Source organism: Campylobacterota bacterium, from assembly GCA_040752835.1.
Lineage (GTDB): Bacteria > Campylobacterota > Campylobacteria > Campylobacterales > Sulfurimonadaceae > Sulfuricurvum.
On sequence record JBFMGG010000007.1, the window covers coordinates 41,412 to 64,868 of the forward strand.

Sequence of the window (23,457 nt, forward strand, 5' to 3'; positions counted from 1 at the left end):
TTATTCGCTTTAGAGGTATTTATGCAACACTTGCGGAATCCGGATCGAACCGTCTTCATTCTGGAAATTTTCCATGATGGCTATCATCGTCCGTCCGACGGCCAAACTTGAACCGTTGAGGGTATGGGCGAGAAGATTTTTCCCCTCTTCCTTGTAACGGATACGGGCGCGGCGGGCCTGAAAGTCGCGGGTATTGGAAACCGAACTGATTTCGCGGTAGGTGTTCTGTCCCGGGAGCCACACCTCCAGGTCGACGGTGCGGGCTGCGCCGAACCCGAGGTCTCCCGTACATAGGGTCACGAGGCGGTGGGGGAGCTCGAGCGCTTTGAGCAGATCCGAGGCACACGCGACCATCTCGTCAAATACCGCGTCGCTTTGCGCTTGCGTGGTGATCGCGACCAGCTCTACCTTGTGAAACTGGTGCTGACGGATCATTCCCCGCACGTCGCGTCCGCCGCTTCCCGCTTCTTTACGGAAGCATGAGGTGTAACCGGTCATTTTGATCGGGAGCTCGGAGGCGGAGAGGATTTCGTCCTGATACAGATTGGTGAGCGGTACTTCGGCGGTCGGGATCAAAAAGAGTTCTTCTTCTTCGACTTTGAAGAGATCCTCTTCGAATTTGGGAAGCTGTCCGGTCCCCTCCAGCGCGCGGCGGTTGACGAGTGCGGGGACGCTGACTTCTTCAAATCCGCGCTCGCGGTTGAAATCGAGCATGAAGTTGATGAGGGCGCGTTCGAGCCGCGCACCCATGCCGCTGACGACGCTGAAACGGCTTTTGGCGAGTTTGACGCCGCGCTCGAAATCGATCCAGCCGTTTTGCTCGGCCAGTTCCCAGTGCTCTTTGGGGGTGAACGAAAAGGCGGGCGGGACGAGGACCTTGCGGATCTCGACGTTGTCGTTCTCGTCCTCGCCCGCGGGGACGTCCGTATCGGGGAGGTTCGGGATTCTCATGATCAGCGCATCGAGCGCCTCTTCGGCCTCCCGCTGTGTTTCGAGGAGTTCGGCGACGAGGGCTTTGTTCGCATCGACCTGTTCTTTGAGTTCGTCGGTATTTTTCCCCTCTTTTTTGTACTGTCCGAAAAGGCGGCTGAGTTCGTTTTGTTTCGCCTGGGCGTTTTCGTACGCGGTTTTGGCCGCTTTGAGGGCTTCGTTGGCGCCCTGGAGCTCGCGGATCGTCTCGGCGGAGACTTTTTTGCGCATCAGCGCGGAGGCGGTTTCGTCAAAATTTTTCTGGAGAAGTTTTACATCGATCATAAAGGATTATTCCTGCATTAAAAAGTGATCGATTATAGCCAAAAGAGGCTGAAATTAGCTCAAAATCGCCTTTGCCAGCTCGAACTGGTTCGCCGTCATAATGTGGATTTTGGGATGGAGCGCTTTGAGTTCGTCGAAAAGGTTTTTGCTTAGTTCGAAGCCGACGCGGTATTCCTCCTCCGGCCCCCTCAGCGATGCCGCTTCCAGGGCTTCGACCCATGTTCCGGGGACAAAGATGCCCGGGACGTTTTCGTCCAGAAAACGGGCCGTGCGGAGTTTGGTGATCGGGAAATAGCCGAGAATGAGCACCGCATTTTTGCCGTGTTCGGCGTTGGCCTCTTCCATCATCGCCAGCAGTTTCCGCGCGTTTTCGAGGTCGTAAACGGGCTGGGAAATGATGCCGATCGCGCCGTGGGCGACTTTTTTGGACATCCTCTTCTGCAGCGTCGCCGCACTTTTGGCGTAGGCGTCGATGACGGCAAACGGGTAAATCTCCTGTACCGGGGAGAGGAGCTTCTGTCCGGCAAGATCGGTACCCCCGTTGAGGGTCGAGATGATTTCGAGGAGGAGTTTGCTGTTGGCTTCGAAAACCCCTTTGGCGTGAGGCTGGTCGGAGTAGTGGGCGCTGTCGCCGGTGAGGGCGAGGATGGCGCGGACGTTTGCCTCGTTGGCCCCCAACAGGTCGCTTTGGAGCGCGATGCGGTTGCGGTCGCGCATGCTCATCGTGGCGAGCACCGGCAGGCCGAAGCGGTTCTGGAGCATCTGCGCGGCGAAAAGGGCGTTGTATTTGAGTTTTGCCAGCGGGTTGTCGGTCGTACTGAAACCGTCGACGAGGTGCTGCAGGCCGAGCGATTCGATTTTATCGACGGTGGGGGCGAATCGGGCCGATCGCGACGGGGTGGTTTCCAGAGTGATGTAAGTGCCGGAGCGGAGTTTTTCGATAAAGGTGCCGAACAAAAGATGCCTTTAGGGGTAACAAAGATATAATTGCGTCATTATAACAAAGAGGATAAATTCTTTTGATTAAGTTAGCGGTATTTGATTTTGATTCGACCCTGATGGACGGGGAGACGATCGATTTTTTTGCGGAAGCGCTGGGGATCGGCGAAGAGGTTTCGGCCATCACCGAGCGGGCGATGAACGGCGAACTCGATTTTTTCGAAAGTCTGCAGCAGCGGGTAGGGCTTTTGAAAGGGCTGGAGTTTTCCAAGGTGGAAAAAATCTGCCACAACCTCCCTTACATGCCCGGAGCGGTCCAGACGATCGCCGATCTGAAAGCGCGGGGGATCAAAGTGGTCTGCTTTAGCGGAGGATTCCGCAGCGCGACGTCGTATGCGAAAGGAATTTTGGGGTACGATGCCGATTTTTCGAACGTGCTGCACGAAAAGCACGGGCACCTCACTGGGCTCGTCGGTGGCGACATGATGTTCGATTTTTCCAAAGGGGATATGCTGCTGCGGCTGCAGGGGCTTTTCGGAATCAGCCCCGAAGAGACGATGGTCGTCGGCGACGGCGCGAACGACCGTTCGATGTTTGCGCACGCGGGGACGAGGGTGGCCTTCTGCGCCAAGGAGATTCTCAAAAAAGAGGCGAACGTCATCGTCGAGACGAAAGATTTGACGCAGATCATTACAAAGGTATTTCAACCATGCTAGAAAATTCACTCTGGACCCAGTACAATCCCCAAAAAACGATCCGCGAGGTACTGGCGCGTATTTACGAATGCAGCGCCGTCGAGATCGGCGAGGACGAACGGGAGCTCTATGCGGCCCTTAAACGCCACCTGACCAAAAAAGAGCTTAAAATGGTAATCATGAACGAAGCCGGTTTCGCCCCCGAAGCGATCGCCGGGGAAGTCGGACTGGATGCGGAAGCCCTGCGGAAGGCTCAGTACAAAGCGTACCGTAAAATCCGGCAGGAGAAAATCCGGCGCGAAGTGAATACCGGAATGCCTCAGGAAGAACCGGAAGATAACGGTGATGAACAGTAACGTGAAGCTTTGATACAATTTTGATAAAATAAGCTGAAAAACTATCACATTTACATAACATTAAACCTCTATTTACCCTTTATGGGATATGATGTCCGGCATCAAGACATCTTCACCGTTTTTTCGGAAACGTTGAAGGTGTCTTAAACCATTAAATTTCGTAGGAGAACGACATGAAAAAGTCTGCTTCATGCTTTCTTGCTGCACTTGTAGCGGTAGGAATGATGAGTACAGCCGCATCTGCGGATGTCAAAAAAGGGCAAAAAGCCTATTTGAAAACCTGTAAAAACTGCCACGGAAGCGGTACAAAAGGTGCTGCGATGCACACACAGGACGAGTGGGACGATCTTTTCGCCAACGGCGCGGCAAAAATCATCAAAGCGCACGCAAACGACAAATCGGCGGCTTACTTCAACGGCGATCTGTTCAAAAGCCAGGCTCAAGACCTGCGCGACTTCCTGTTCGAATACGGTTCGGATTCAGGAAACGTGCCTTCTTGCGGCTGATACCGCCTTCTTCGCCCCTTTCGGGGCATTTTCTCCCCTCTATTCGAAATCTTCCAGTGTTTTTAGTTCGATAACCCCATACGCCGGTTCCTCATAGGGATGGTTTTCTCTCAATGCGCGTAAAACTTTTTTGAGGCATTCGGCCGTACAGACGGTTTCGATTTTCACTTCCGGGACGTATTCGACCGTCTCGATGCGCCCGATGGCGGGGTTGGCCCCCTGAAGCGGCCGGAACTGTCCCGTTCCGCCGCACTCCCAGCTGCAACGGTCGTAGTGTTTGTATTTTCCCGCACCTGCCGCGAACAACGCTTCTTTGAGATGCTCGGCATCCCCGGTGGGGACGTAGACGATCAACTGGTAAAGCATGACGATTCCTTTGTATTAGAACAGGTTTAAAGTGTCGGATCAATTATAACTTTAAACCTCCCATACCCCTTTTAAGTTACAATCTTTGCAAAGAGCACAAAGGGATAATGATCTGATGAAAATAGTCATTTGCGGTATGAGCGGCTTTGTCGGGAGCGCTCTGGAAACCTATTTCCGGGAAAAAGGGGATAACGTAGAGGCTCTGAGCGTCCGAAGCGGCACAAGCCTCGATACGGTTGCTTCGGCGCTCGAGGGGGCGGACGTTTTGATTAATCTGGCCGGAGCGAATATTCTGGGACGCTGGACCCCCGAGTACAAAAAGGTGCTCCGTCAAAGCCGTCTGGAGACGACGGGGAAAATTGTCGACGCGATCGGGCGGTGCATCCATCCCCCAAAAGTGCTCCTCAACGCCTCGGCCGTCGGGATTTACGACAGTTTTCACCAGCACGACGAACACTCCCGCCATCTGGCGGACGATTTCCTGGCCGATCTGGTACGGAGCTGGGAGGGTGTCGCTCTGCGTGCCGCTTCGGAACGTACCCGTGTATGTCTGATGCGTTTTGGGGTAGTTTACGGCCGGGGAGGGGGGGCGATGGCCAAGATGCTTCCTCCGTTTCGTTTCGGCTTTGGCGGAAAAATGGGGGACGGATACCAGATGATTTCGTGGATACATCTCGCCGATCTGGTCCGAGCATGCGAATTTTTGATCGAACAGCCCCGGATCGAAGGGATTGTCAATTTCACCGCCCCCGAACCCATCAGCAACCTTGCACAGACCAAAGCGATGAGTCGCATTCTTCAGCGTCCCGCTTTTTTCGACCTTCCCGCCTGGCTGGTGAAGCTCGTTTTCGGAGAGGGGTCAACGGTCATGCTTGATTCCAAAGAGGTGTATCCCCGCCGGCTGCAGGAAGCGGGGTTTACGTTTTTGTACCCTACCTTTGACAGCGCGATGGAAGAAATTGTCCGCGTCCGAGATTGAGAAGCTCCTCGTCGAGGCGGTAGGGGTGTAACGCGACCTCGTCGATCGTTCGGAAAACGAAATGGCTTTGGGTGTAGCAGATAACCGAATCGCTTTTGCCCGCAAGGAGAGCGTCGATCGCATAGGTGACGAAACGGTACGCCATGAGACGGTCGTATACACTGGGGTTTCCGCCGCGTTGGGTATGACCCAGAACGTTCACCCGGGCTTCGAAGCCGAGTTCGCGTTCAAACCATTCGGCGACGGAGGAGGAACGCCCCAGCGCTTCGGATACGACCGCGATGAAATAATCCCTTCCCGCTGCGGTCTGGGATGCGAAACATGCTTTGTATTCGTCGATTTCGACGGGGATTTCGGGAATGAGGCACAGCTCCGCACCCGAAGTGAGCGCGGAGACGAGGGCGAGGTATCCGCAGTTGCGTCCCATTGTTTCGATGACGAAAGCCCGGCGGAACGACGCCGCCGTATCGCGGATCTGGTCGATGGCATTGCGGATCACCCCCAGCGCCGTATCGACTCCCAGACAGTAATCGGTTCCGTTGATGTCGTTGTCGATGGTGGAGGGGATGCCGCAAAAGGCGATGCCGGTCTCTTTGTAAAACTGTTCCATGCCGCGAAAACTCCCATCTCCTCCCAGAACGACAAGCATGGATATTCCCCGTTTGCGGAGATTTTCGGCCGCAATGCTGCGGTAGGCGCTCTCTTTGAACCGCTCGGAGCGTGCCGAACCGATTTTCGTCCCCCCCCGGGTAATGATCCCCGAAACGTCCGGATACCCCGCCGCGACGATCCGGTCGTCGATGAGCCCTTCATAGCCGTGGTGGACGAAAAAAGGGTTCAGGTTGTTGGCAAACGCGTACTCAACGAAGCGTTTGAGGGCGGGGTTCATCCCCGAAACGTCCCCTCCCGAACAGAGGATCGCGATATTTCGATTCATGGTTTCTCCTGTAGGTAGTGCGCCAGCCATTCGGTGCTTTGGCGCGAAAGTTCGCGGGTAGCGCGGCTGAGGGCGTCGACGCCTCCCCTGGCATCTCCCGAGGCCGCGGCCGCGACGATTTGAAACCTTTTGGACGAGAGGGTCTGCTTGGTTTTGGGATCGATGAGCCGATAGGTCATATCGATGTAGCCTTCGCTTCCCCCCTCTTCGCGAAAACGGTGTTCAAAAGCATTGAGATCCGATTCAAGCAGGTGTGTCGCCCCGGCGGCCGAACCCGGGGGGAGGATTGCGGCGTAGAGTTTCCGATTTTGCAGCGATGCGACGAAGTTGCGTTCGATCAGCAGTGCGGGGGCGTCGCTCCACCGGCTGTAGAGGTATTCCCCCGATTCCCCGTGCGGACGGAGGTAGCGGAGGGCTTTCGAACCCAGCGAGGGAAGGGTGCGGGTCGGGGCGAGTTTGATCGTTCCCGCATGAAGGGGTGCGGAGGTATCGAGGGATGCAGCGGAGTTGGGAAGGATCGTGTAGACGCTGCTCGCGGGGGAGTTCAGCGAACATCCCGCAAAAGTCAATGCGCCGAGGGCGAAAAGGAGGAGGCGTAGCATGGTTATTCTCCTGGACCGGGTTTTTGGGATGTTTTTTTGAAAAGAAGATCCGAAGGGCTCTCCCGCAGGCCGCGGATGGTTGTCTCCATCTCCTGGGTGAGCGTTTTGGTCTGGACGATCAGTTCGTTGAGTTCGGCGGCGGTGGGGGAAGCGATCGATTTGAGGTCGTAATCGCCGCGGTCCAGCGACGCTTCGAGTTTTCGGATCAGTGCGTCGCTCCGGAGAGAAGTCTTGTGCAGCGAATCGAGCGTTACGGCCATTTTCGTCTGCACGAGCGTGTTGAGGTTGTCCGACGTTTGTTTGACACTTCCCGCGGCGTTTTTCATGCTTCCCAGCGCCTCCGAGGCGTTGGATTCAAGTGCCGCGCTGCGTTCGAGAATCGTCCGGACCTCTTTTTGGTACCCGTCGATCTGTTCGCTCAGCGAGCGGAGGTGTTCGAGGCTTTGACGGACGTTTTCGACGTTGCGGTCGTCGAAAAGGCGGTCGGCGTGCTCGAGGGTCTGGGAGAGCTTGTTGGCGACGTTGCTGAGCGACTCATCCAGTCGCGTGATCAGTGAAGGACGAGCGGGAATGACCGACGCGCGCTGACCGTTTTCCATCAGCAGCGGAGCGTTATTGGAACCTCCCGTAATCTCGATGAACGCCAGCCCCGTAATACCGTAGAATTTCAGTACGGCGTACGAATCGGTTTTGATCGGCGTCTCTTTTTTGATTTTGAGGATGAGTTCCACCTCTTCGTTGTTGCGGGGGTTGATGCGGATCGATTCGACTTTTCCGACATCGACGCCGTTGTATTTGACCGATGCTTCGGGGGCGAGCCCGGAGACCGATTCGGTGATGTAGACATGGAAACGGCGGTAGTCCCGTTCGTCCTGGCCGTATTTACCCAGCCAGAATGCGAACGCGATGAGCCCCATTGCGAAAATGACGACGAAAAGACCGGTAAAAGTGTAGTTATAACGAGATTCCATGTGTCCCTTTCTGAAAAAAGTAATCCACGATCGGATGGGAGACGGCGAGTACTTCGGCAAGAGTCCCCTCGGCAATCGCCCGTTTGTCCCCCAGCAGGGTGAAACGGTCGACGATGTGGTGTATGGTATCCAAATCGTGGGTAACGAGGACCACCGTCAGCCCCAACAGGTCGCGAAGTTCCTGAATGAGCGCATCAAACTGGCGCGAGCTCAGCGGGTCGAGCCCCGATGTGGGTTCGTCGAGGAACAGTAGTTTCGGGTCGAGCGCCAGCGCCCGTGCGAGTGCGGCCCGCTTGACCATTCCGCCGCTGAGCTGGCCGGGATAGAGATGGATCGCGTGGGGAGGGAGGCCGACGAGATCGATTTTGAGCTTGACGAGTTCACGGACGAGCCTGGGGGGAAGGCGGGTGTATTCATGGTAGAGCAACGCAATGTTTTCTCCGACGGTCAGGGAGGAGTAGAGCGCTCCGGACTGAAACAGAACTCCCCAGCGGCTGCGAAGATCTTGGGCCTCTTCGTACGAGAGGTTCGCAAGATCGTAGCCGAGCACGTTGATACGTCCGCTGCGGGGGCGTTCGAGCATGATCATCTCCCGTAAAAGGGTCGATTTTCCCGAACCGCTTCCCCCCAGCAGCGCGTAAATCTCATTTTCGTAGACGGTGCAGCTGACGTGATCGTGGACGATGTTGTCATCGAATGCGGTGACGACGTCCCGGACGGTGATAACGGGCGTTTTCACAGCTTCAGCTCCGTCAGAAGTACCGAGAAAAGGGCGTCGCAGGCGATGACCAGGAAGATCGAGTTGACGACGCTCTTGGTGGTATAGTGGCCGATGCTTTCGGTATTCATCGACACCTGAAATCCCCGATAGAGGCTGGCCATCGCGATTAGAAAAGCGAAAAAGGGCCCTTTGACGATCCCGATGACGTAGTGTTTGAGCGCAAGGGCGTTTTGAAGCCGATGGATGAATTCGGGGAAGCTGATGTGCGACTGGGTCGAGGCAATCACCATGCCGCCGAAAATACCGACGATGTCGGCAAAAAAAATCAGCAGGGGCATCACGAGCATCAGGGCGATCACCCTGGGCCATACGAGAAAGACGAAGGGATTGAACCCCATCGTTTTCATCGCGTCGATCTCCTGCGTCATCTTCATGGCTCCCACCTGCGCCGTAAAGGCCGACCCGCTGCGTCCCGCCACGACGATGGCCGTGATGAGGGGAGCGAGTTCCCGGGTGAGCGAGATGCCGATCGTATCGACAATAAAGATGTCGGCTCCGAATTTCTGTAGCTGTACGATGCTTTGGTAAGCGATTACCACCCCGATCAAAAAGGCGCTCAGGGCGATGATCGGCAGTGCCTGCAACCCCGTGGTCCGAACGTGCGCGCCGATCGCGTGCCAGCGGATTTTCGAAGGATGGCGGAGGGTGTGGACCAGCAGTACGAAGGCTTCGCCCAAAAAAGAGAGAAAGTTCGCCGCCCCTTGCGCATAACGGTGGGTTTCGCGCCCCAGGGAATAAAGCCATGAAGAATGGCCCGGAGGGGGAACTTCACCGATAGGATGGGGGTAGAGGAGGCGGTAAAGTTTGGTCTGGTTGTCGTCCGCGCCCGTGAGGGTCGATTCGATTCCGCTTTCGCGAAAAGAACGGTCGTGCAGATGCCACAGCGCCATTCCGGCCGAATCGACGTCAAGCACCTCGCGCACGTCCCATTCGACGGCTGCAGGCGGACGGAACTGTTCCAGGGTGCGGGCGGCGCCGCAAATGTTGGGAAGCGTCCAGTCGCCTCTGCATATCAGCCGCGCTTTGGTACCTTCTATGACAACGGTTACGGTTGCCGGGGATGTGCTTCGCATCCTTCAATTATAACGCATTTGATCCTTTTTTGGCAGAGAATGCCAGTACGGATACCAGCGCTGAAAAGGCGCCGATAAAAACGATCGTATATCCAGTCGGAAGATCGGCATAGAATGCCGTGAGCATTGACAGTATCCCGCACAGGCTTCCCAGGAATACCGCAAGGGGATACGGGGAAAACCGGCACTGCATCGATGCGACAAGAATCGGCCCGACAAGCAGTATGAATACGACAAGCACTCCTGCAAGCTGAACCGAAGATGTTACGGTTAACGCCAGCAGGGAGAAAAAAAGTGCTTCGCGCCCGAATCCACGGCTTCGGGGATAGATCAATGCGATTGCCGCACCGATCGCTCCATAGAGGGGCAATGCTTCCAAAAATTGTTTTTGTGTTGTAAACAAAATGTCGTTGGCCAGCAAAGACTTGAAATGTTCCATTCCTTCAGCCGAATGGGCCAACACAATCAATATGGCACTTGCGCCCAATACGTATATCAATCCGATGAATGCCTCGAGATGAAGGCGGCGCGTGGTGGCAAAAGCGATTAACAACCCTGTTCCGAGCGCAAATGCAAGAGTGATCGGATACAGGAATTCTCCATGAAAATATCCCAGGCTGATTGCAGACCCAAGTGCTGCAGCCTGTGCAATGGAGAGATCGGTAAAAATGATCCCCCGTTCGAGAATGCCTTTCCCGAACCAGGTGTGAAGCGCGACCAGGATAACGATGAGTACGGCCGGCAGGAGAAACAGATCGGTCATTGCAGACTTCCGATGAGGGAATCGAAGAGTGACGCAAGATTCCCTATCCCTTTTTGTGCCCCCACATCATGGGGCAGAACGACGAGCCTGATGCCGGTTTTGGTATGCAGGAATTCGGCTGTTTTGGTCGGGTGGTAGACATCGTGCATGATGCAATACGGATTGCGTTCCTGTATCAGTGCGACGAGCTTCATCGTATGGGTGGCGGATGGGGGGATTCCGGCAAGAGGTTCGATCGTCCCGATGGGTTTTATCCCGTATGCACGGAGGAAATAGTTGAATACCGGGTGATATTGAATAATTTCTTTGCCTTTGAGAAATGCCATCTGCTTTTCCCATTGTTTCAGGCGGGCATTCCATTGCAGTTTGAATACGGTGAGGTTATTCTGATATCTGGATGCGTGCGATGGATCGTTCTTGCTTAGAAAAACGGCGATCGATTCGGCAAGAACGGGAATATTGCGCGGATCGAGATGGAAGTGCGGATTTCCGTCGGCGTGAACGTCCCCGCCTGCGCGACTGGTATCGGCGGGAACGTCGATCAAGCGAATTTTTGAGGCCAGCGTAAGACGGCTGGAAGATGACGCGAGACGGGTATTCGCCGCACGCTCCAGTAGCGGCGGAAGCCAACCGATTTCAAGATCCGCGCCGTTGGTGATCAGCAGATCGGCTTTGCGCACCTTGGTGATAAGGGAAGGTTTCGGAACCACGAAATGAGGGTCCCAGTTCCCTTGCGCCAGAGTCTCTACCCGAACGTTATCGCCGCCGATCGATTCGGTTAGCGAAGCGATGTAGGGATAGGTGACTGCAACTGTCAGCTCGGCATGTAGCCCCACGGCACACAGAGCCGATGCAAGAAGCCTTTTCAACATTGTGTTCCTTTAAAATGAATGGGCCGCATGGGTGCCCAATGCAACATTGATTGAAAATATCAGCGAATCGAGAGTCCGGCGATTGCCTTCTTCGTCGAACAGTGCATTCGAATGAGTATACTGGAGACGATAACGGGCAAATTCACTGGTATTGTATTCAATCATCGCCGAATATTGATCCATGTGCTCCGGTTGTTCCTGATCGACACCGTTTTTTATGACGTCGTTACGGTAAATATTATCATAGCGCGCACCGATTTTCCAGGTCTGATCGGGTGCATAGACAAGCTGGGTATAGTAGCCTGACTGTTTTTTATGCATTGTCGGCGATACCAGATTATTGGTCGTCACATCAGCATCGGGATCGGAAAACTGAGTCCCTTCCATGTCGCGGTAAAGCCATTCGCTCTGCCATGTCAGCGAACTGTAGCTGTCGAAATAGTGTTTGACCGTGAGATCGAGGCCGTAAAGATCGCTTTCTCCGGCAAAAGCATGAGGCGTTTCGTCGCTAAAATGGTCAATACGGCTTTTGCCGTTGGCGATGCTGGCGCCTGCGAGAATGGTGGTGTCTCCGATATCAGCGGAAGTTTTGACGTAGCCTATCAATAAGGAGGGTTGATGGGCGGAGCCGGCGAGGATCTCTTCTTCGTAACCTTCGCTTGGATTGTTAATGGCGGCTTGACCGAACATGGCTTCGTTTTTTCCTTGAAGCGCTTCGAATCCGACCATCAGGTAGTTACTCGTCGGTGCGACCCATTGCAGTTGTGCCCCGATTTCATTGATTCCGTGGTTTCCGAGAAATGCTTCGTATACCAGAGGCATATCCGAGAAATTCCAGGCATGGTGATGCTGGTTGTTCAGTCGCCCGAAATCACTCAGGAATTTCCCGCCGCGTGCCCGGAAATTGTAGGGAAGGGCACGCGTAGTGACGTAGGCTTCTTCGATTTCCACGGAATCTTCGGAAAAATGGAAAACAGCATTGGCGTCAAGATAAGGATCGACGGTGCTGTGAATTGCCAGCTCGGCGTAGTTAAGGTTGAACCCGTTGGAAGCGTTGTAGGTCGCGTGATCGTGTCCATCATGGGAATGGGAACCGATAAGACCGTGAGCGACGCCGGGAAGTTCAAGATGCTGAGTCACTTCGTCTTTTTTCGAGCGGCTTACGTAGGAAGCGTCGAGGATGAGGGAGAGATCGAGACCCGAAGTGGTTTTGGCGACCGCATCGACGAGTTTGGAGGTGGGCTTTTCCTCCGCCGCGGCCAGGGGGGCGGGAGAAGTCCGGGTACTTTCGAGAGTATCGATTTTGGCCTGCATGGCCTTCATCATCGCTTCCATCTGCGCCATCTGCGCCTTGAGGCTTTGAAGTTCGGTGCTGTCGGCCGACAAGGCCGCCGCCGCGAGGACGGACAATACAAGTTTATTCATCATAAGGGTTTCCTGATCGTGTAATTGTTGGATATCGTAAGAATGAAATGGTGTAAAACGATCAGGAGAGGGGAGGGGAACGGTTTTTGAAAAGAGCGGGTGCGGTTAAGGGGTGCGGCGCCGGAGGAGCTTTATACGCTTCGAACGCAGCGGCGAGGTTCACCGGCGGGGTTTCATCGTTGAGGACGACCGGAGTATGCCCCAACAGGTAAAGGGGACAGCTCTCTTCGACGGATGCGTCGGCATGATGATCGTGATCGTGGATCACTTCGTGCAGGGCACCCAGAAGGGTCGATACGATGAACAAAACGGCAAATAAACGTTTGAAGCGTCGCATCTTTCCCCTTTTTTTGATGCGAATTTTAGCACAGATGGCATAGGGTTTGCTTTCGTATGTCATAATCAAAAAGTTTTAAAGGAATCGGATGATGATCAAACGTTTTAGCACCCTCTTATTTACTTTTTCACTCGCCCTCTACGGCGATATCAACAAAGCCGAACTGAACAAACTCGAAGTCGAGGCACTTATCGTCAAGGATCTCAGCGCCAAACAGACTCTTTATGCCAAGGAACCGTTCAAAGAAGTCCAGCCTGCCAGCCTGACCAAGGTAATGACGGCGATCCTGGCAATCGAGCGGGGGAATCTCGCGCAGCCCGTTACGATCACGCGGGAGATGACGCGGGTCGAACCGACGATCGCGGGGTACCGGAGAGGGGATGTGATCCGGCTCGAAGATCTCATCAAGGCGGCGATGATCAAATCGGACAACGACGCGGCCAAAGCGATCGCGATCACCGTCGGGGGGAGCGAAGAGCGGTTCGTCGAGATGATGAACGCCAAAGCCCGGGCGATCGGGATGAAACACACCCGTTTCAGCAACCCTTGCGGATACGATACGAAAGGGCACTATTCGACCCCTAAAGACCTCCTTAAAATGACCGAATACGCGATCCAGAACCGTAAGTTCAACGAAATCAGCAAAATGAACGAGCACCGCTACCGCGCGCTGAACAAAAAACGGGAGTTTTACGCCTACACCCACAACCGCCTGCTCAACCGCTACCAGTACGCCGTCGGGGTCAAGACGGGGTATACCGCCAAAGCCGGGCCGTGTCTCATCGCCCGGGCGAAAAAAGACGGTAAAGACTGCGTGATCGTCATGATGAATGCGAAAGGGGACCGTTGGAAAACGGCCAAATCGATTTTTGAACAGGTCCTCAACAGCTAGAGAATGCCGTTTTTTTCGAGGAATTCTCGGTAAAGTCTCTCTTTTTCTCCCCTTTTCATCGACGCGTGGGCCGGCGAGGTGGAGGGGAGCTGTATCACCCTTATCCCGATGTCGCCGTAATATTTCATAAACAGATCGAAGCTTTTTTTCCCCGTACATCCGATCGCTCGGATATCGGGATATCGGCTCAGCAGGGCGACGAAATCGTTGGGGAGGCAGTTTTTCAGATTGGTATCGCTTGAATTGCTTCGGACGCAGCTGCCGACCACGTCCCATAATCCGATCCCTTTTTCAAGGCAAAACGCCTTTTTGGCTTCGCCGGAGGGGAGCGCGACGCCGAAGATACTCTCCATGATCGGCCAGAAAGCGTTGCGGGGATGGGCGTAATAAAACGACTGCTCGAACGATGCGATACTGGGGAAACTCCCCAAAAACAAAACGCGCGTACGGTCATCGATGATCGGCTCAAAGGGGTGGCGTTGCGGGGTCATGTTGAAACTTTACCTTACCTTAAAGCATATTCAGCTAAAATTCCGCCATTAATTCACGGGCACACGACCCGTACAAAGGAACTGCATGAAGCGCGCTTTGCTCAGTGTAAGCGACAAAACCAATATCGCTCTGTTCGCGAAATCCCTGATCGGACTGGGATATCAGATCATTTCGACGGGAGGAACGTACAAGCTTCTTCGCGAAGAGGGGATCGATGCGATCGAAATCGATGAGGTGACCAAATTCCCCGAATGTTTCGAGGGACGGGTTAAAACCCTCAACCCCTACATCCACGGGGGAATCCTCCACCGCCGTGACAAGCAGTCGCACCTTGACCAGGCCAAAGAGCTGGGTGTCGAGGCGATCGACCTGGTGTGCGTCAACCTCTACCCCTTCAAAGCGACGATCGAAAAAACCGACGATTTTGAAGAGATCATCGAAAATATCGACATCGGCGGACCCGCGATGGTCCGTTCCGCGGCCAAAAATTTCGACAGCGTCGTGATCGTGACCGATCCATCGGATTATTCGCTCGTGCTCAACGCCATCGAAAACGGCCTCAACAGTGTCGAGTTCCGCCGCGATCTGATGATCAAAGCTTACGAGCATACCGCCGCTTACGACAGCATGATCGCCAACTATATGAACAAGCGCTTCAACAACGGCATGGGAGCCAAGCAGTTCATTGTCGGAAACAAGGTGATGGATACCCGATACGGCGAAAACCCGCATCAGAAAGGGGCCCTGTACGAATTCGACGCGTTTTTCAGCCGCAACTTCAAAACCCTCAAAGGGGAAGCGAGTTTCAACAACCTCACCGATATCAGCGGCGCGGTCAAAATCGCCGCGGCGTTCGGGAATGAAAACGCGATCTGTATCGTCAAACACGGTAACCCCTGCGGTTTCGCGATCCGCGACAACCTGCTGGACGCTTATACCGAAGCGCTTAAATGCGATCCCGTTTCCGCCTTCGGCGGTGTCGTCGCGGTGAACGGCGTCGTGACCAAGGAACTCGCCGAAAAAATGAACGAGATGTTTCTTGAGGTAATCATCGCCGGGCGCATCGACGACGAAGCGCGCGCGGTATTCGAACCGAAAAAACGGCTCAAACTCTTCGAATACGGTGCGGATCGGATCATCCTGAGCAACGACCCGGTCGATTTCAAACACATCGACGGCGGATTCGTCTTCCAGGATGCGGACAGGGTTGCTGAGGATGAGGTGAAAAACGCCAAACTCGTCACCAAGCACACTGCGAGTGCCCAGGAGATCAAAGACGCCGAAATCGCCTACAAAGTGGCCTCTTTGACGAAATCAAACTGCGTCGTTTACGTTAAAAACGGCGCGATGGTCGCGGTAGGAATGGGGATGACTTCCCGTGTCGACGCGGCCCGCTGCGCCCTCAAAAAAGCCGAAGAGATGGGTCTGGACGTGAGCGGATCGGCGCTGGCCAGCGAAGCATTCTTCCCGTTCCGCGATTCGATCGACGCGGCGGCGGGCGCGGGGGTCAAAACCGTCATCCAGCCGGGCGGTTCCGTTCGCGATGACGAAGTCATCGCCGCCGCCGACGAGCACGGTATGGCCCTTTATTTTACCGGCATCCGCCATTTCCTCCACTAAAAACAGTTGCGCCGCTCAGGCGCAATGAGTGATTGCCTCTTTATCCCCTTTCCATCGTATCTCCTTGGTTTAACTTGATTGACACGGACTCAATGTTAGTGCTATAATTTTTTCAGAAAAAAGAAACCGATAAATTTTAGGAACCGATCATGTCAAAAAGTTTGTATGCCACACTCGAAGTTTCACCCGGAGCCAGCGAAGCGGAGATCAAAAAAGCGTACCGGAAGCTTGCGCGCCAGTACCATCCCGACGTTAACAAAGACCCGAAAGCCGAGGAGAAGTTCAAAGAGATCAATGCCGCCTATGAAGTGCTCAGCGACAAAGAAAAACGGGCCAAGTACGATCAGTACGGTGATGCCATGTTCGGTGGCCAGAATTTTCACGATTTCGCCCGCGGTCAGGGCGCCAATGTCGATCTTGACGACATCCTGCGCAACATTTTCGGACAGGGCGGCGGTTTCGGCGGCGGCGGTTTCGGGGGAGGTTTCGGCGGATTTGGCGGCGGTTTCGGGGGAGGTTTCGGCGGCATGAACCTCGACATCGATGCCAACGTAACGGTTCCTTTCGCGGTTGCGGTTCTCGGCGGCAAACATACGATCAGCCTCTCGGGAGAAAGTTTCGACATCAAGATTCCCGCCGGGATCAAAAGCGGTGAAAAATTGCGCGTGCGCGGCAAGGGCAAACGGGGAGGAGGCCAGGTCGGTGATCTGTACCTGCGCATCGACGTCGCCCCCAATCCCGAATATGAACGCGAAGGGGACAACCTGGTCAAAACGTTCAACGTACCTCTCTATGCGGCATTGTTCGGCGGGAAGGTGAGCGTCCAGACGCTGGAAAAAGAGGTGACGCTCAAAGTGCCCGAAAACACCAAAAACGGCCAACGGTTCCGTCTGAAAGAGATGGGGGTCACAAACCGCCAAAGCGGCGTCCGCGGCGATCTGTACCTCAAAGCCAACATTGTCCTCCCCCCGCTGGAGAAAATCGATCCCGAGCTTGTCGAACAGATGAAAAAATCGCTTCCGCAGGAGTAGAAGATGCACCACTACGACGAACCCGTATACATGATCAGCATCGTTGCCAAAATCCTCGATATTCATCCGCAGACGCTGCGGCAGTACGAGCGGGAAAATCTCATTTCCCCCTCGCGCTCGGACGGACGGATCCGGCTGTATTCGCAGCGTGACATCGAAAAGATCAAAACGATCCTGCGCCTGACCCGCGAACTGGGCGTCAACCTCGCCGGGGTCGACGTAGTGATGCGGCTGAAAGACAAAATGGAAGCGATGGAGCAGGAGATGGCCGAGATGCGCATGGAGCTTTCCCGCCTTCGCAACAGCACCACGGTCCCTCCTGAAAAATCGCTCGTGGCCAAACGGAGCATTTACGAGATGGTCATTTTCGAAGACGACATTCTCAAATAATGGCACTCGATCCCCAAATCCACGAGAGCTGGAAAGAGGCACTCAAAGAGGAATTCGCCCACAGCTATATGGGCGAGCTGAAAACTTTTCTGCTCGAGGAAAAAACGTTTCATACGATCTATCCGCGCGGGAGCGAGATATTCAACGCGTTTAATTCCACCCCATTTGAGCGGGTCAAAGCGGTCATCTTGGGACAAGACCCGTATCACGGGCCGGGACAGGCTCACGGCTTGTCGTTTTCCGTCCGTCACGGTGTGGCCCTGCCGCCGTCACTGCAAAACATTTTCAAAGAGCTGGTGGACGATATCGGCTGCGGGTATCCCCAGAGCGGGGATCTGACCCACTGGGCGCAAGAGGGGGTGTTGCTGCTCAATACTCTCCTCACCGTCCGCGCGGGGGAAGCGTTTTCGCATAAAGAGCGGGGGTGGGAACGTTTTACCGACCGTGTGATACAAACCCTCAGCCAAAGACGCGAGCACATCGTGTTTATCCTCTGGGGTGCACCGGCGGGGAAAAAAGCGGCTCTGATGGATGGGAACAAACACTGTATCCTGCGCGCGCCTCACCCTTCTCCGCTCTCGGCTTACAGGGGTTTTTTCGGTTCCAAGCCCTTTAGCCGCACAAACGAGTACCTGATCCGAAACGGCATCACCCCGATCGACTGGCGTCTTTAAGCGCTTTGAGCTCCTTTTTCCGCTCCCGCAGCAATTCGGCGGTTTCGGAGGAAGGAGAACGTTTGTACACTTTTTTCAGCCATTCGACCTGATTGTAGGCATCCTGAACTCTCCCCAGCCGGTTTTGTATCTTTTTGCATTCGGCAATTTTCCGGTGCTCTTCTCGGAGTTCCGCGGCGGCGAGAAATTCGAGGCCGTAACGGGCGTTTTTGAAGCGCACCCGCAAACGGTGGAGCTCTTTTTGGGAAGTCTTCGGCCCGATCGACGCGTAATCGGAGAGTGCCGAAGCGTAATAGCGCTCGACGGTATCGATCAGGTGCGCGGAGGAGATGTCGGGGTCGGCGTCGCACAGGGTGTCATAGTGATTTCGTATCGCATTAAGCGTCTGCGCTTTGAATTCGGGGCTCAACGTCGCGTCGGCGTATCTGCTCCGCAGCAGGGAGAGCGTCCGGCAGGTTTTTGGGTAACGTTTGGGTTTGAGGGATTCGATCAGGACGTCGAGTTCACGGATCGCATTCGTCGATTTGACGGCCGCTTTGAGTTCGGGGGGGAAGGGGACGCTTTTGCTGAGGAAGAGGGCCGTGACCGAACGGACACGGCGTATCGCAATTCTGAAATCGTGGACGTCTCCGCTTTGGCGGCTTTGCATCAGCACACCCAGGAGTGTGCTGGCGTGATAGAGCTGATACGTCAGATAGCGGGTCAGTACATTCAGTCGCATCCGACCATTATAACCGATTTGGATTACAGTTTAAAGACCGCCGCGATCGGAAGGTGATCGGAATATCCCTCACCCATATGGTGGCGGGGTTTTTTTCGGGACTGTTGCCAGCGGTAGGGTTTGCCTTTGTAAAAAAGATAGGGTTTCTCAAAACGTTTGAAACTGCCGCGAACGTATTCGATCCCCTTCCCGTCCGCCAGCGCGGGAGAGATGATCATATTGTCGAGCGCTTCGCTGTTGCCGCGGAATTCATGGCTCCAGCGCTCCGAACCGTCCACTTCATACCAGAGGTTGTAGAGACACTCCCTGCACGTTTTGAGCGAATGGTAGGTGATCGGATTGTTGTCGGCGTCAACCGTTCCGAGAATGTGGTTGATCCCCGTAATCCCCCCCGTATCGTTGTGTTTTCGGCTGCGGAGGAAAGTACGGTACTCCTCATAGTCGGAGTTGAAATCGCCCAGCAGTACGAAGGGTTCGTTTTTCTCCAGGGCGGCGAGGCGTTTTTTGAGTGCTTTGGCACTCAGGATCCGCATGCTCTCCGGACCGCTTTTGGATTTCCAGTGGTTGACGAATACCCGCAGGCTTTTGCCTTCAATGTCGAGTTTGACCTCGAGGATGTCCCGATAGGCGCGGTGGGAACTGACCGAATGGCTGAGGGCGCTTTTGATGGGGTAACGGCTCAGCAACGCGGTAGCGACGGTGGTATTTTTAGCCCGTGCAAACGCGTGGTAAGGATAATAGAGTCCCTGACGCTTCAGTTCGGTTTTGAGTGCTTTGAGGGCGGTTTCGGATTCGATCTCCTGCAGTCCGATGACGTCGGCGCCGATGTCACGGATTACCTGAGCGGTATTGTGAAGTTTGATGCGGTACATCTCCTCGTTCCACCCCCACGAGGTGTTGGGAATGTATTGCTCGTACTCGTTTCCGTCATCGTTCATGTCGAACAGGTTTTCGACGTTATAGGATGCGATCTTCACTTCGGTACCTCCCAGCAGAGCGTAAAAAAAGAGCAACAGAACCAGCAGCTTCATCATTCGATCCCGCTGAGGCGCAACAGATGTTTCGTCTCGCATTCGCGCCCCATCATTTCGACAAAGAGCTCCTGCATGCTTCGGCTTCCCCCTTTGGCGAGTATCACCTCTTTGTACCGCCGGGCGAGTTCGGAACCGAAAATCCCTTCGTCCACGATCGCGTAATAGGCGTCGGCACTGAGAACTTCAGCCCATTTGTAGCTGTAGTATCCGGCACTGTAACCGCCGCTGAAAATATGGGAAAACCCGTTTTGGAATTTGTTGTAGGAAGGCGGGCGGATCAGCGACGTCCGCTCTCGAACCCGGTCAAGAAGGCTCTGAATCTCGTCCCCCTGATAGAGGCGCGAATGGAGTTCGAAATCAAAAAGGGCAAATTCGAGCTGGCGGAGCATGAAAAGAGCGCTTTGGAAGTTTTTGGCGCGGATCAGCTTGGCGATCATTTCATCGTCGAGAACCTCCCCGCTTTCATGGTGCCGGGCGAAAAGTTTGAGCACTTTGGGCTCGTAGGCGAAATTTTCCAGAAACTGCGAGGGAAACTCGACCGCATCCCATTCGACGCCGCTCACTCCGCTCACCCCGCGCTCGCGGACGCGGCTGAGGAGGTGGTGGAGGGTATGGCCCATTTCGTGGAAAAGGGTGACGACGTCGTCATGGCGCAGCAGCGAAGGGGAGGTGTCGCCTGAGGGGGGGAAGTTGCAGACGACGAAAGCGCTCGAGAGACGGGTATTGCCCTGCGGGTCTTCGCAATGGCTTTCAAAATTGTGCATCCAGGCACCGCCGCGTTTGTGTTTCCGGGCTTCGAGATCGAAGTAGACCCGCGCGAACAGGCGGTCGTTTTCATAGATGTCGTAGGCGCTGGCCTTCTCGTCCCACAGAGGGATATCGATCTTGACGAAACGGATGCCGAAGAGGTCGTGCAAAAAGGCGAACATCCCTTCCATGACCGAGCGTTGTTCGAAATAGGGGCGATACTCCTCCTCGTCGATGTCGTAGCGCGCTTTTTTGAGAATTTCGCCGTAAAAGGCGGTGTCGTAGCTTTGCAGCTCGATCCCCCCGGCGATCTCGCGGAGTTCGGCAATCTCCTGCTCCGCCTGTGGGCGAGACGCGTCGATCAGTTCGTGGAGGAATTTGAAAACGGCATCCGTATCGGGGGCCATTTTGGAAGCCAGGGAATACTGGGCGTAATTGTCGAATCCGAGCAGCGCCGCGCTCTCCTGGCGCAATGAGAGAAGCTCGTCGATGATCGTCCCGTTTTGCGGCGCGCGCGTCGTATAGGCCCGGTAGAGCTCTTCTCGCACCGCGCGGTTGGGGCCGTAGGTCATGTAGGCGATGTAAGAGGGCATCTGGAGCGTAAAACGGTATTTGACGACCCCCTCTTCTTCGAAGCGGGCGTTTTCGAGGTCACTTTCGGGGATCCCCTCCACGTCGGCTTCGTCGGTGATGATTTTCTCATAGGCGTTGGTCGCGTCAAGGAGGTTTTGCGAAAAGTCGTTCGTCAGGGTGCTTTTGCGGAGATTGATTTCGGCGAGACGGGCTTTGGCCGTCTCGTCAAGGTGGGCGCCGGCAAGTTCGAAATGGAGGATGTTCAGATCGAGCAGGCGCTGTTGTTCGGGGTCGAGAACGTCGTATTCGGCGGCCTTGATCTGTTTAAACGCTTCGTAGAGGCCCAGGTTTTGCCCCACATAGGTCGAATATTCCGTCAGAATCGGCAGCGCTTCGGCGTAAATTTTTTGGGTCGCTTCGGAGTTTTTGACGGCATTGATGTGGGAGAGGGGGGTAAAGAGCAGCTCGAGTTCTTCTTCCATAAAATCGAAGGGGCGCACGAAGTTGGCGTACGTCTTTACGGGAACATCCAGCAGCTCTTCGACGGTGTGGCGGTTTTGCGCGATCAGCGCGTTGAGATCGTCGATAAAGGTATCCAGGTTCAGCTTGAAATCGTTAAAGGGGGTCATATTCTCTCCTAATATAGGACGTTATTGTAGTGCAGCGTTTCAAAAAATATTCTATAATTTGACAATTTGTTATCAAGGCCCAACCATGCGCGCGACCCTTCGAACCAAAATCCAGCAGCTGCTCCGCTACATCTTTGTCGGCGGGCTTTCGATGTTCCCGCTGATCCTGGTGCTCATCGTCGTCAATTTCATCAAGGATCTGGGAATAAGCGCGTTTTCTTCGCTTCACCAGTACACCCATTCGTTCGGCGTGACCGTCGCGCTGATCGTCATCGTGATCGTTTTGTTCGCGGTGCTGGGGTATTCGATCGAAAAATACGGCCGTTCGATGTTCGTCTCCATCATCGACAGCCTGTTCGAGAGAATCCCGGCGATCCGATCGGTCTACTCGGTCTCCAAAAAACTGGCAACCATGCTCTCCGGCGGCGAAGACGGGGGAAAAAAGGAAGTGGTGCTCGTCGAATATCCCAAAGAAGCAGTCTGGGTACCGGCCTACCTGCTCAACCGCCAGGGGAACATCTGCGTTCTGTTCATCCCCACGTCGCCCAATCCTACAAGCGGTTACACGGTGATTGTGGACGAGAAGCTGACGATCAAAACGACCCTGACCCTTCAGGAAGCGTCGTCGTTCATTATCAGCATGGGGGCCGATTTCCCCAAAAAAGAGGAGATCGCCGAAAAACTCAACGTCCGCTGAGTTATTCGAATTCGTCGTATTTGGGTTCGAGGGCTTTGAAGCGTTCGATGAGAAGTTTCTGGTAGCGGGGCGCTTCGCGATAAAGCTTTTCGAGCGCTTCGGTCCCATGGTGCAGGGTGAGCGAAGAATCGACGACGATGTAGGAGAGGAAAACCGTGTTCTCGTTGATCGAGAACTGCAGCCGTTGTAAAAGACCGTTCTCCTCCAGCAAAAAATCGTAGAGTGCGTCGATGTTTTCCTGCGGGATACGGCAAAGGGGGGAGTCGGCGATGACGATCCCGTTGTCGTAATAGTTGATGTCGATCCGGGTCGTTCCGGTTTCGCTCCGCCAGCTTCGCTGGCTGCGCCGGGAGAGGGTGACGTTGACCCCCAGGTTTTGGAGGATCGTCTCCACGAGCGCCACGACGCCGGTCGGCTTGTACCCCTCTCGGCGTCGCTTGGCCACTTCGAGCTTGGTACCGCATTTGGGGCAGTAGTCGTTGCGTATCGTCTCTTCGCGGATCAGGTTTTTGCACGATACGCAGCGGATGACGTTCTCTTGAGCTTCCGTTTTGAACTGGACCAGTGCTTCGTGCAACAGGTAAGCGGGGAGCGCGAACCCCAGATTGTTCGAATTCTGGATGATGAAAGTGTTGACGCCGATCACTTCGGTATTTTCGTTCAACAGCGGCCCTCCGCTGTTGCCCGGATTGATCGCGGCGTCGAACTGGATGTATTCGACTTCACCCTGCAGCCGTGCGGCTTTGGAGACGATCCCCTCGGTGGTGGAATAATTCAGGCCGTAGGGATGGCCGATCGCGATGACGCTGTCGCCGTCATGGACCTGTTCGAGGCTGAGGCTCAGAGGGTGCTCGCAGACCAGGGGAAGGGGGGAACGGACAAATGCCAGATCGTACGCGGGATCGTCATAAACGACGGTTCCGATTGTTTTGGGAAGCGTTTCGGTGCTGATGAGCACCTCCTTGAGCCCCCCGACGACGTGTGAATTGGTGACGATCAGTCCGTCGCATACGAAGCCGCTTCCGCTTCCGTAGGGGGTGGTCACCTGAACGATGCTCTCGATGGTTCTCTCCACCATCTTCTGGGTAGCGAGATTCATCT

The 23,457-nt window shown here is 54.9% G+C and carries 27 protein-coding genes; 10 read left to right on the forward strand and 17 right to left on the reverse strand.

The genetic code is table 11. From position 1 onward, the window contains the following. Positions 1-9 precede the first annotated feature (9 nt). Both serS and AB1763_06170 read right to left on the reverse strand, forming a co-directional pair. Positions 10-1,254: a serine--tRNA ligase gene (gene serS / locus AB1763_06165; GenBank protein ID MEW5832403.1), complete on the reverse strand. Its 1,245-nt coding sequence runs from the start codon at positions 1,252-1,254 to the stop codon at positions 10-12. A 54-nt stretch (positions 1,255-1,308) separates the two neighbouring features. Then, positions 1,309-2,211 carry a methylenetetrahydrofolate reductase gene (locus AB1763_06170; GenBank protein MEW5832404.1) on the reverse strand — a complete coding sequence of 301 codons (903 nt, stop codon included), beginning with the start codon at positions 2,209-2,211 and terminating at the stop codon, positions 1,309-1,311. Positions 2,212-2,276: 65 nt separating this feature from the next. On the opposite strand from AB1763_06170, the gene serB reads away from it, so the two are divergent. From serB to AB1763_06185, 3 genes are all read left to right on the forward strand, one after another. Then, entirely contained in the window at positions 2,277-2,909 is a 633-nt protein-coding gene (serB, locus tag AB1763_06175; GenBank protein MEW5832405.1) for a phosphoserine phosphatase SerB, read from the forward strand. Next, on the forward strand, positions 2,903-3,244 hold the full coding sequence (locus AB1763_06180) for a hypothetical protein (GenBank protein MEW5832406.1): 342 nt from the start codon (positions 2,903-2,905) through the stop codon (positions 3,242-3,244). Before serB ends, AB1763_06180 begins: the two co-directional genes overlap by 7 nt. A 173-nt stretch (positions 3,245-3,417) precedes the next feature. Next, positions 3,418-3,750, forward strand: a complete 333-nt coding sequence (locus AB1763_06185; GenBank protein ID MEW5832407.1) for a c-type cytochrome — start codon at positions 3,418-3,420, stop codon at positions 3,748-3,750. Between the two features lie 39 nt (positions 3,751-3,789). Here the strand turns inward: AB1763_06185 and AB1763_06190 are convergent, their stop codons facing one another. After that, a complete protein-coding gene (locus tag AB1763_06190; GenBank protein ID MEW5832408.1) occupies positions 3,790-4,116 on the reverse strand; it encodes an NGG1p interacting factor NIF3 in 327 nt (108 codons plus the stop codon). Between the two features lie 115 nt (positions 4,117-4,231). Between AB1763_06190 and AB1763_06195 the strand changes: the two genes are divergently transcribed. Continuing rightward, positions 4,232-5,095 (forward strand): TIGR01777 family oxidoreductase, encoded by an 864-nt coding sequence (locus AB1763_06195; protein MEW5832409.1) that lies wholly within the window; start codon positions 4,232-4,234, stop codon positions 5,093-5,095. On the opposite strand, the gene AB1763_06200 is transcribed toward AB1763_06195, so the two are convergent. From AB1763_06200 to AB1763_06240, 9 genes are read right to left on the reverse strand one after another with little or no spacing between them, the layout of a single operon-like run. Then, positions 5,049-6,032 carry a 6-phosphofructokinase gene (locus AB1763_06200; protein MEW5832410.1) on the reverse strand — a complete coding sequence of 328 codons (984 nt, stop codon included), beginning with the start codon at positions 6,030-6,032 and terminating at the stop codon, positions 5,049-5,051. The genes AB1763_06195 and AB1763_06200 overlap by 47 nt on opposite strands. Next, positions 6,029-6,634, reverse strand: coding sequence for an ABC-type transport auxiliary lipoprotein family protein (locus tag AB1763_06205; protein ID MEW5832411.1), 606 nt, complete (start codon positions 6,632-6,634; stop codon positions 6,029-6,031). Before AB1763_06205 ends, AB1763_06200 begins: the two co-directional genes overlap by 4 nt. A 2-nt stretch (positions 6,635-6,636) precedes the next feature. Continuing rightward, entirely contained in the window at positions 6,637-7,605 is a 969-nt protein-coding gene (locus AB1763_06210) for an MlaD family protein (GenBank protein MEW5832412.1), read from the reverse strand. After that, entirely contained in the window at positions 7,589-8,344 is a 756-nt protein-coding gene (locus AB1763_06215) for an ATP-binding cassette domain-containing protein (GenBank protein ID MEW5832413.1), read from the reverse strand. Before AB1763_06215 ends, AB1763_06210 begins: the two co-directional genes overlap by 17 nt. After that, positions 8,341-9,459, reverse strand: a complete 1,119-nt coding sequence (locus AB1763_06220; GenBank protein ID MEW5832414.1) for an ABC transporter permease — start codon at positions 9,457-9,459, stop codon at positions 8,341-8,343. The genes AB1763_06215 and AB1763_06220 overlap by 4 nt, the downstream gene beginning before the upstream one ends. A gap of 7 nt (positions 9,460-9,466) precedes the next feature. Then, a complete protein-coding gene (locus AB1763_06225) occupies positions 9,467-10,222 on the reverse strand; it encodes a metal ABC transporter permease (protein ID MEW5832415.1) in 756 nt (251 codons plus the stop codon). Beyond that, positions 10,219-11,094: a zinc ABC transporter substrate-binding protein gene (locus tag AB1763_06230; protein ID MEW5832416.1), complete on the reverse strand. Its 876-nt coding sequence runs from the start codon at positions 11,092-11,094 to the stop codon at positions 10,219-10,221. The genes AB1763_06225 and AB1763_06230 overlap by 4 nt, the downstream gene beginning before the upstream one ends. 9 nt (positions 11,095-11,103) lie before the next feature. Next, positions 11,104-12,522: a hypothetical protein gene (locus AB1763_06235; GenBank protein MEW5832417.1), complete on the reverse strand. Its 1,419-nt coding sequence runs from the start codon at positions 12,520-12,522 to the stop codon at positions 11,104-11,106. Between the two features lie 58 nt (positions 12,523-12,580). Next, the gene (locus AB1763_06240; GenBank protein ID MEW5832418.1) at positions 12,581-12,856 is read right to left on the reverse strand and encodes a hypothetical protein; all 276 of its coding nucleotides are present in this window, start codon (positions 12,854-12,856) and stop codon (positions 12,581-12,583) included. A gap of 91 nt (positions 12,857-12,947) precedes the next feature. On the opposite strand from AB1763_06240, the gene AB1763_06245 reads away from it, so the two are divergent. Then, positions 12,948-13,748, forward strand: coding sequence for a serine hydrolase (locus AB1763_06245; GenBank protein ID MEW5832419.1), 801 nt, complete (start codon positions 12,948-12,950; stop codon positions 13,746-13,748). On the opposite strand, the gene AB1763_06250 is transcribed toward AB1763_06245, so the two are convergent. Beyond that, positions 13,745-14,239, reverse strand: a complete 495-nt coding sequence (locus AB1763_06250) for a DNA-deoxyinosine glycosylase (GenBank protein MEW5832420.1) — start codon at positions 14,237-14,239, stop codon at positions 13,745-13,747. The genes AB1763_06245 and AB1763_06250 overlap by 4 nt on opposite strands. Positions 14,240-14,324: 85 nt before the next feature. Here AB1763_06250 and purH point away from each other — a divergent pair, with 85 nt between their 5' ends. From purH to ung, 4 genes are all read left to right on the forward strand, one after another. Continuing rightward, complete coding sequence (purH, locus tag AB1763_06255) at positions 14,325-15,860, forward strand: bifunctional phosphoribosylaminoimidazolecarboxamide formyltransferase/IMP cyclohydrolase (GenBank protein MEW5832421.1); 1,536 nt, start codon at positions 14,325-14,327, stop codon at positions 15,858-15,860. 149 nt (positions 15,861-16,009) lie between these two features. Further along, on the forward strand, positions 16,010-16,891 hold the full coding sequence (locus AB1763_06260; protein MEW5832422.1) for a J domain-containing protein: 882 nt from the start codon (positions 16,010-16,012) through the stop codon (positions 16,889-16,891). Between the two features lie 3 nt (positions 16,892-16,894). After that, positions 16,895-17,281 (forward strand): helix-turn-helix transcriptional regulator, encoded by a 387-nt coding sequence (locus AB1763_06265; protein ID MEW5832423.1) that lies wholly within the window; start codon positions 16,895-16,897, stop codon positions 17,279-17,281. After that, positions 17,281-17,955 carry a uracil-DNA glycosylase gene (gene ung, locus AB1763_06270; GenBank protein MEW5832424.1) on the forward strand — a complete coding sequence of 225 codons (675 nt, stop codon included), beginning with the start codon at positions 17,281-17,283 and terminating at the stop codon, positions 17,953-17,955. Before AB1763_06265 ends, ung begins: the two co-directional genes overlap by 1 nt. On the opposite strand, the gene AB1763_06275 is transcribed toward ung, so the two are convergent. From AB1763_06275 to AB1763_06285, 3 genes are read right to left on the reverse strand one after another with little or no spacing between them, the layout of a single operon-like run. Continuing rightward, positions 17,930-18,676 carry a CHAD domain-containing protein gene (locus AB1763_06275; GenBank protein MEW5832425.1) on the reverse strand — a complete coding sequence of 249 codons (747 nt, stop codon included), beginning with the start codon at positions 18,674-18,676 and terminating at the stop codon, positions 17,930-17,932. The genes ung and AB1763_06275 overlap by 26 nt on opposite strands. A 23-nt stretch (positions 18,677-18,699) precedes the next feature. Beyond that, positions 18,700-19,707 carry an endonuclease/exonuclease/phosphatase family protein gene (locus AB1763_06280; GenBank protein MEW5832426.1) on the reverse strand — a complete coding sequence of 336 codons (1,008 nt, stop codon included), beginning with the start codon at positions 19,705-19,707 and terminating at the stop codon, positions 18,700-18,702. Next, on the reverse strand, positions 19,707-21,659 hold the full coding sequence (locus AB1763_06285) for a M3 family metallopeptidase (protein ID MEW5832427.1): 1,953 nt from the start codon (positions 21,657-21,659) through the stop codon (positions 19,707-19,709). Before AB1763_06285 ends, AB1763_06280 begins: the two co-directional genes overlap by 1 nt. An 85-nt stretch (positions 21,660-21,744) precedes the next feature. Here AB1763_06285 and AB1763_06290 point away from each other — a divergent pair, with 85 nt between their 5' ends. Further along, positions 21,745-22,356 carry a DUF502 domain-containing protein gene (locus AB1763_06290; GenBank protein ID MEW5832428.1) on the forward strand — a complete coding sequence of 204 codons (612 nt, stop codon included), beginning with the start codon at positions 21,745-21,747 and terminating at the stop codon, positions 22,354-22,356. Between the two features lies 1 nt (position 22,357). Here the strand turns inward: AB1763_06290 and AB1763_06295 are convergent, their stop codons facing one another. After that, on the reverse strand, positions 22,358-23,455 hold the full coding sequence (locus AB1763_06295; protein ID MEW5832429.1) for a trypsin-like peptidase domain-containing protein: 1,098 nt from the start codon (positions 23,453-23,455) through the stop codon (positions 22,358-22,360). Between the last annotated feature and the right edge of the window lie 2 nt (positions 23,456-23,457).

Bases quoted from the DNA above. Each gene is read 5' to 3' on its own strand.
- AB1763_06205 (MEW5832411.1), bottom strand. From the start codon at position 6,634: ATGCTACGCCTCCTCCTTTTCGCCCTCGGCGCATTGACTTTTGCGGGA.
- purH (MEW5832421.1), top strand. From the start codon at position 14,325: ATGAAGCGCGCTTTGCTCAGTGTAAGCGACAAAACCAATATCGCTCTG.
- AB1763_06295 (MEW5832429.1), bottom strand. From the start codon at position 23,455: ATGAATCTCGCTACCCAGAAGATGGTGGAGAGAACCATCGAGAGCATC.
- AB1763_06280 (MEW5832426.1), bottom strand. From the start codon at position 19,707: ATGAAGCTGCTGGTTCTGTTGCTCTTTTTTTACGCTCTGCTGGGAGGT.
- AB1763_06230 (MEW5832416.1), bottom strand. From the start codon at position 11,094: ATGTTGAAAAGGCTTCTTGCATCGGCTCTGTGTGCCGTGGGGCTACAT.
- AB1763_06250 (MEW5832420.1), bottom strand. From the start codon at position 14,239: ATGACCCCGCAACGCCACCCCTTTGAGCCGATCATCGATGACCGTACG.
- AB1763_06195 (MEW5832409.1), top strand. From the start codon at position 4,232: ATGAAAATAGTCATTTGCGGTATGAGCGGCTTTGTCGGGAGCGCTCTG.
- AB1763_06180 (MEW5832406.1), top strand. From the start codon at position 2,903: ATGCTAGAAAATTCACTCTGGACCCAGTACAATCCCCAAAAAACGATC.
- AB1763_06240 (MEW5832418.1), bottom strand. From the start codon at position 12,856: ATGCGACGCTTCAAACGTTTATTTGCCGTTTTGTTCATCGTATCGACC.
- AB1763_06285 (MEW5832427.1), bottom strand. From the start codon at position 21,659: ATGACCCCCTTTAACGATTTCAAGCTGAACCTGGATACCTTTATCGAC.
- AB1763_06290 (MEW5832428.1), top strand. From the start codon at position 21,745: ATGCGCGCGACCCTTCGAACCAAAATCCAGCAGCTGCTCCGCTACATC.
- AB1763_06190 (MEW5832408.1), bottom strand. From the start codon at position 4,116: ATGCTTTACCAGTTGATCGTCTACGTCCCCACCGGGGATGCCGAGCAT.
- AB1763_06275 (MEW5832425.1), bottom strand. From the start codon at position 18,676: ATGCGACTGAATGTACTGACCCGCTATCTGACGTATCAGCTCTATCAC.
- AB1763_06200 (MEW5832410.1), bottom strand. From the start codon at position 6,032: ATGAATCGAAATATCGCGATCCTCTGTTCGGGAGGGGACGTTTCGGGG.
- AB1763_06220 (MEW5832414.1), bottom strand. From the start codon at position 9,459: ATGCGAAGCACATCCCCGGCAACCGTAACCGTTGTCATAGAAGGTACC.
- AB1763_06260 (MEW5832422.1), top strand. From the start codon at position 16,010: ATGTCAAAAAGTTTGTATGCCACACTCGAAGTTTCACCCGGAGCCAGC.
- ung (MEW5832424.1), top strand. From the start codon at position 17,281: ATGGCACTCGATCCCCAAATCCACGAGAGCTGGAAAGAGGCACTCAAA.
- AB1763_06210 (MEW5832412.1), bottom strand. From the start codon at position 7,605: ATGGAATCTCGTTATAACTACACTTTTACCGGTCTTTTCGTCGTCATT.
- AB1763_06225 (MEW5832415.1), bottom strand. From the start codon at position 10,222: ATGACCGATCTGTTTCTCCTGCCGGCCGTACTCATCGTTATCCTGGTC.
- AB1763_06265 (MEW5832423.1), top strand. From the start codon at position 16,895: ATGCACCACTACGACGAACCCGTATACATGATCAGCATCGTTGCCAAA.
- AB1763_06235 (MEW5832417.1), bottom strand. From the start codon at position 12,522: ATGATGAATAAACTTGTATTGTCCGTCCTCGCGGCGGCGGCCTTGTCG.
- AB1763_06185 (MEW5832407.1), top strand. From the start codon at position 3,418: ATGAAAAAGTCTGCTTCATGCTTTCTTGCTGCACTTGTAGCGGTAGGA.
- serS (MEW5832403.1), bottom strand. From the start codon at position 1,254: ATGATCGATGTAAAACTTCTCCAGAAAAATTTTGACGAAACCGCCTCC.
- AB1763_06245 (MEW5832419.1), top strand. From the start codon at position 12,948: ATGATCAAACGTTTTAGCACCCTCTTATTTACTTTTTCACTCGCCCTC.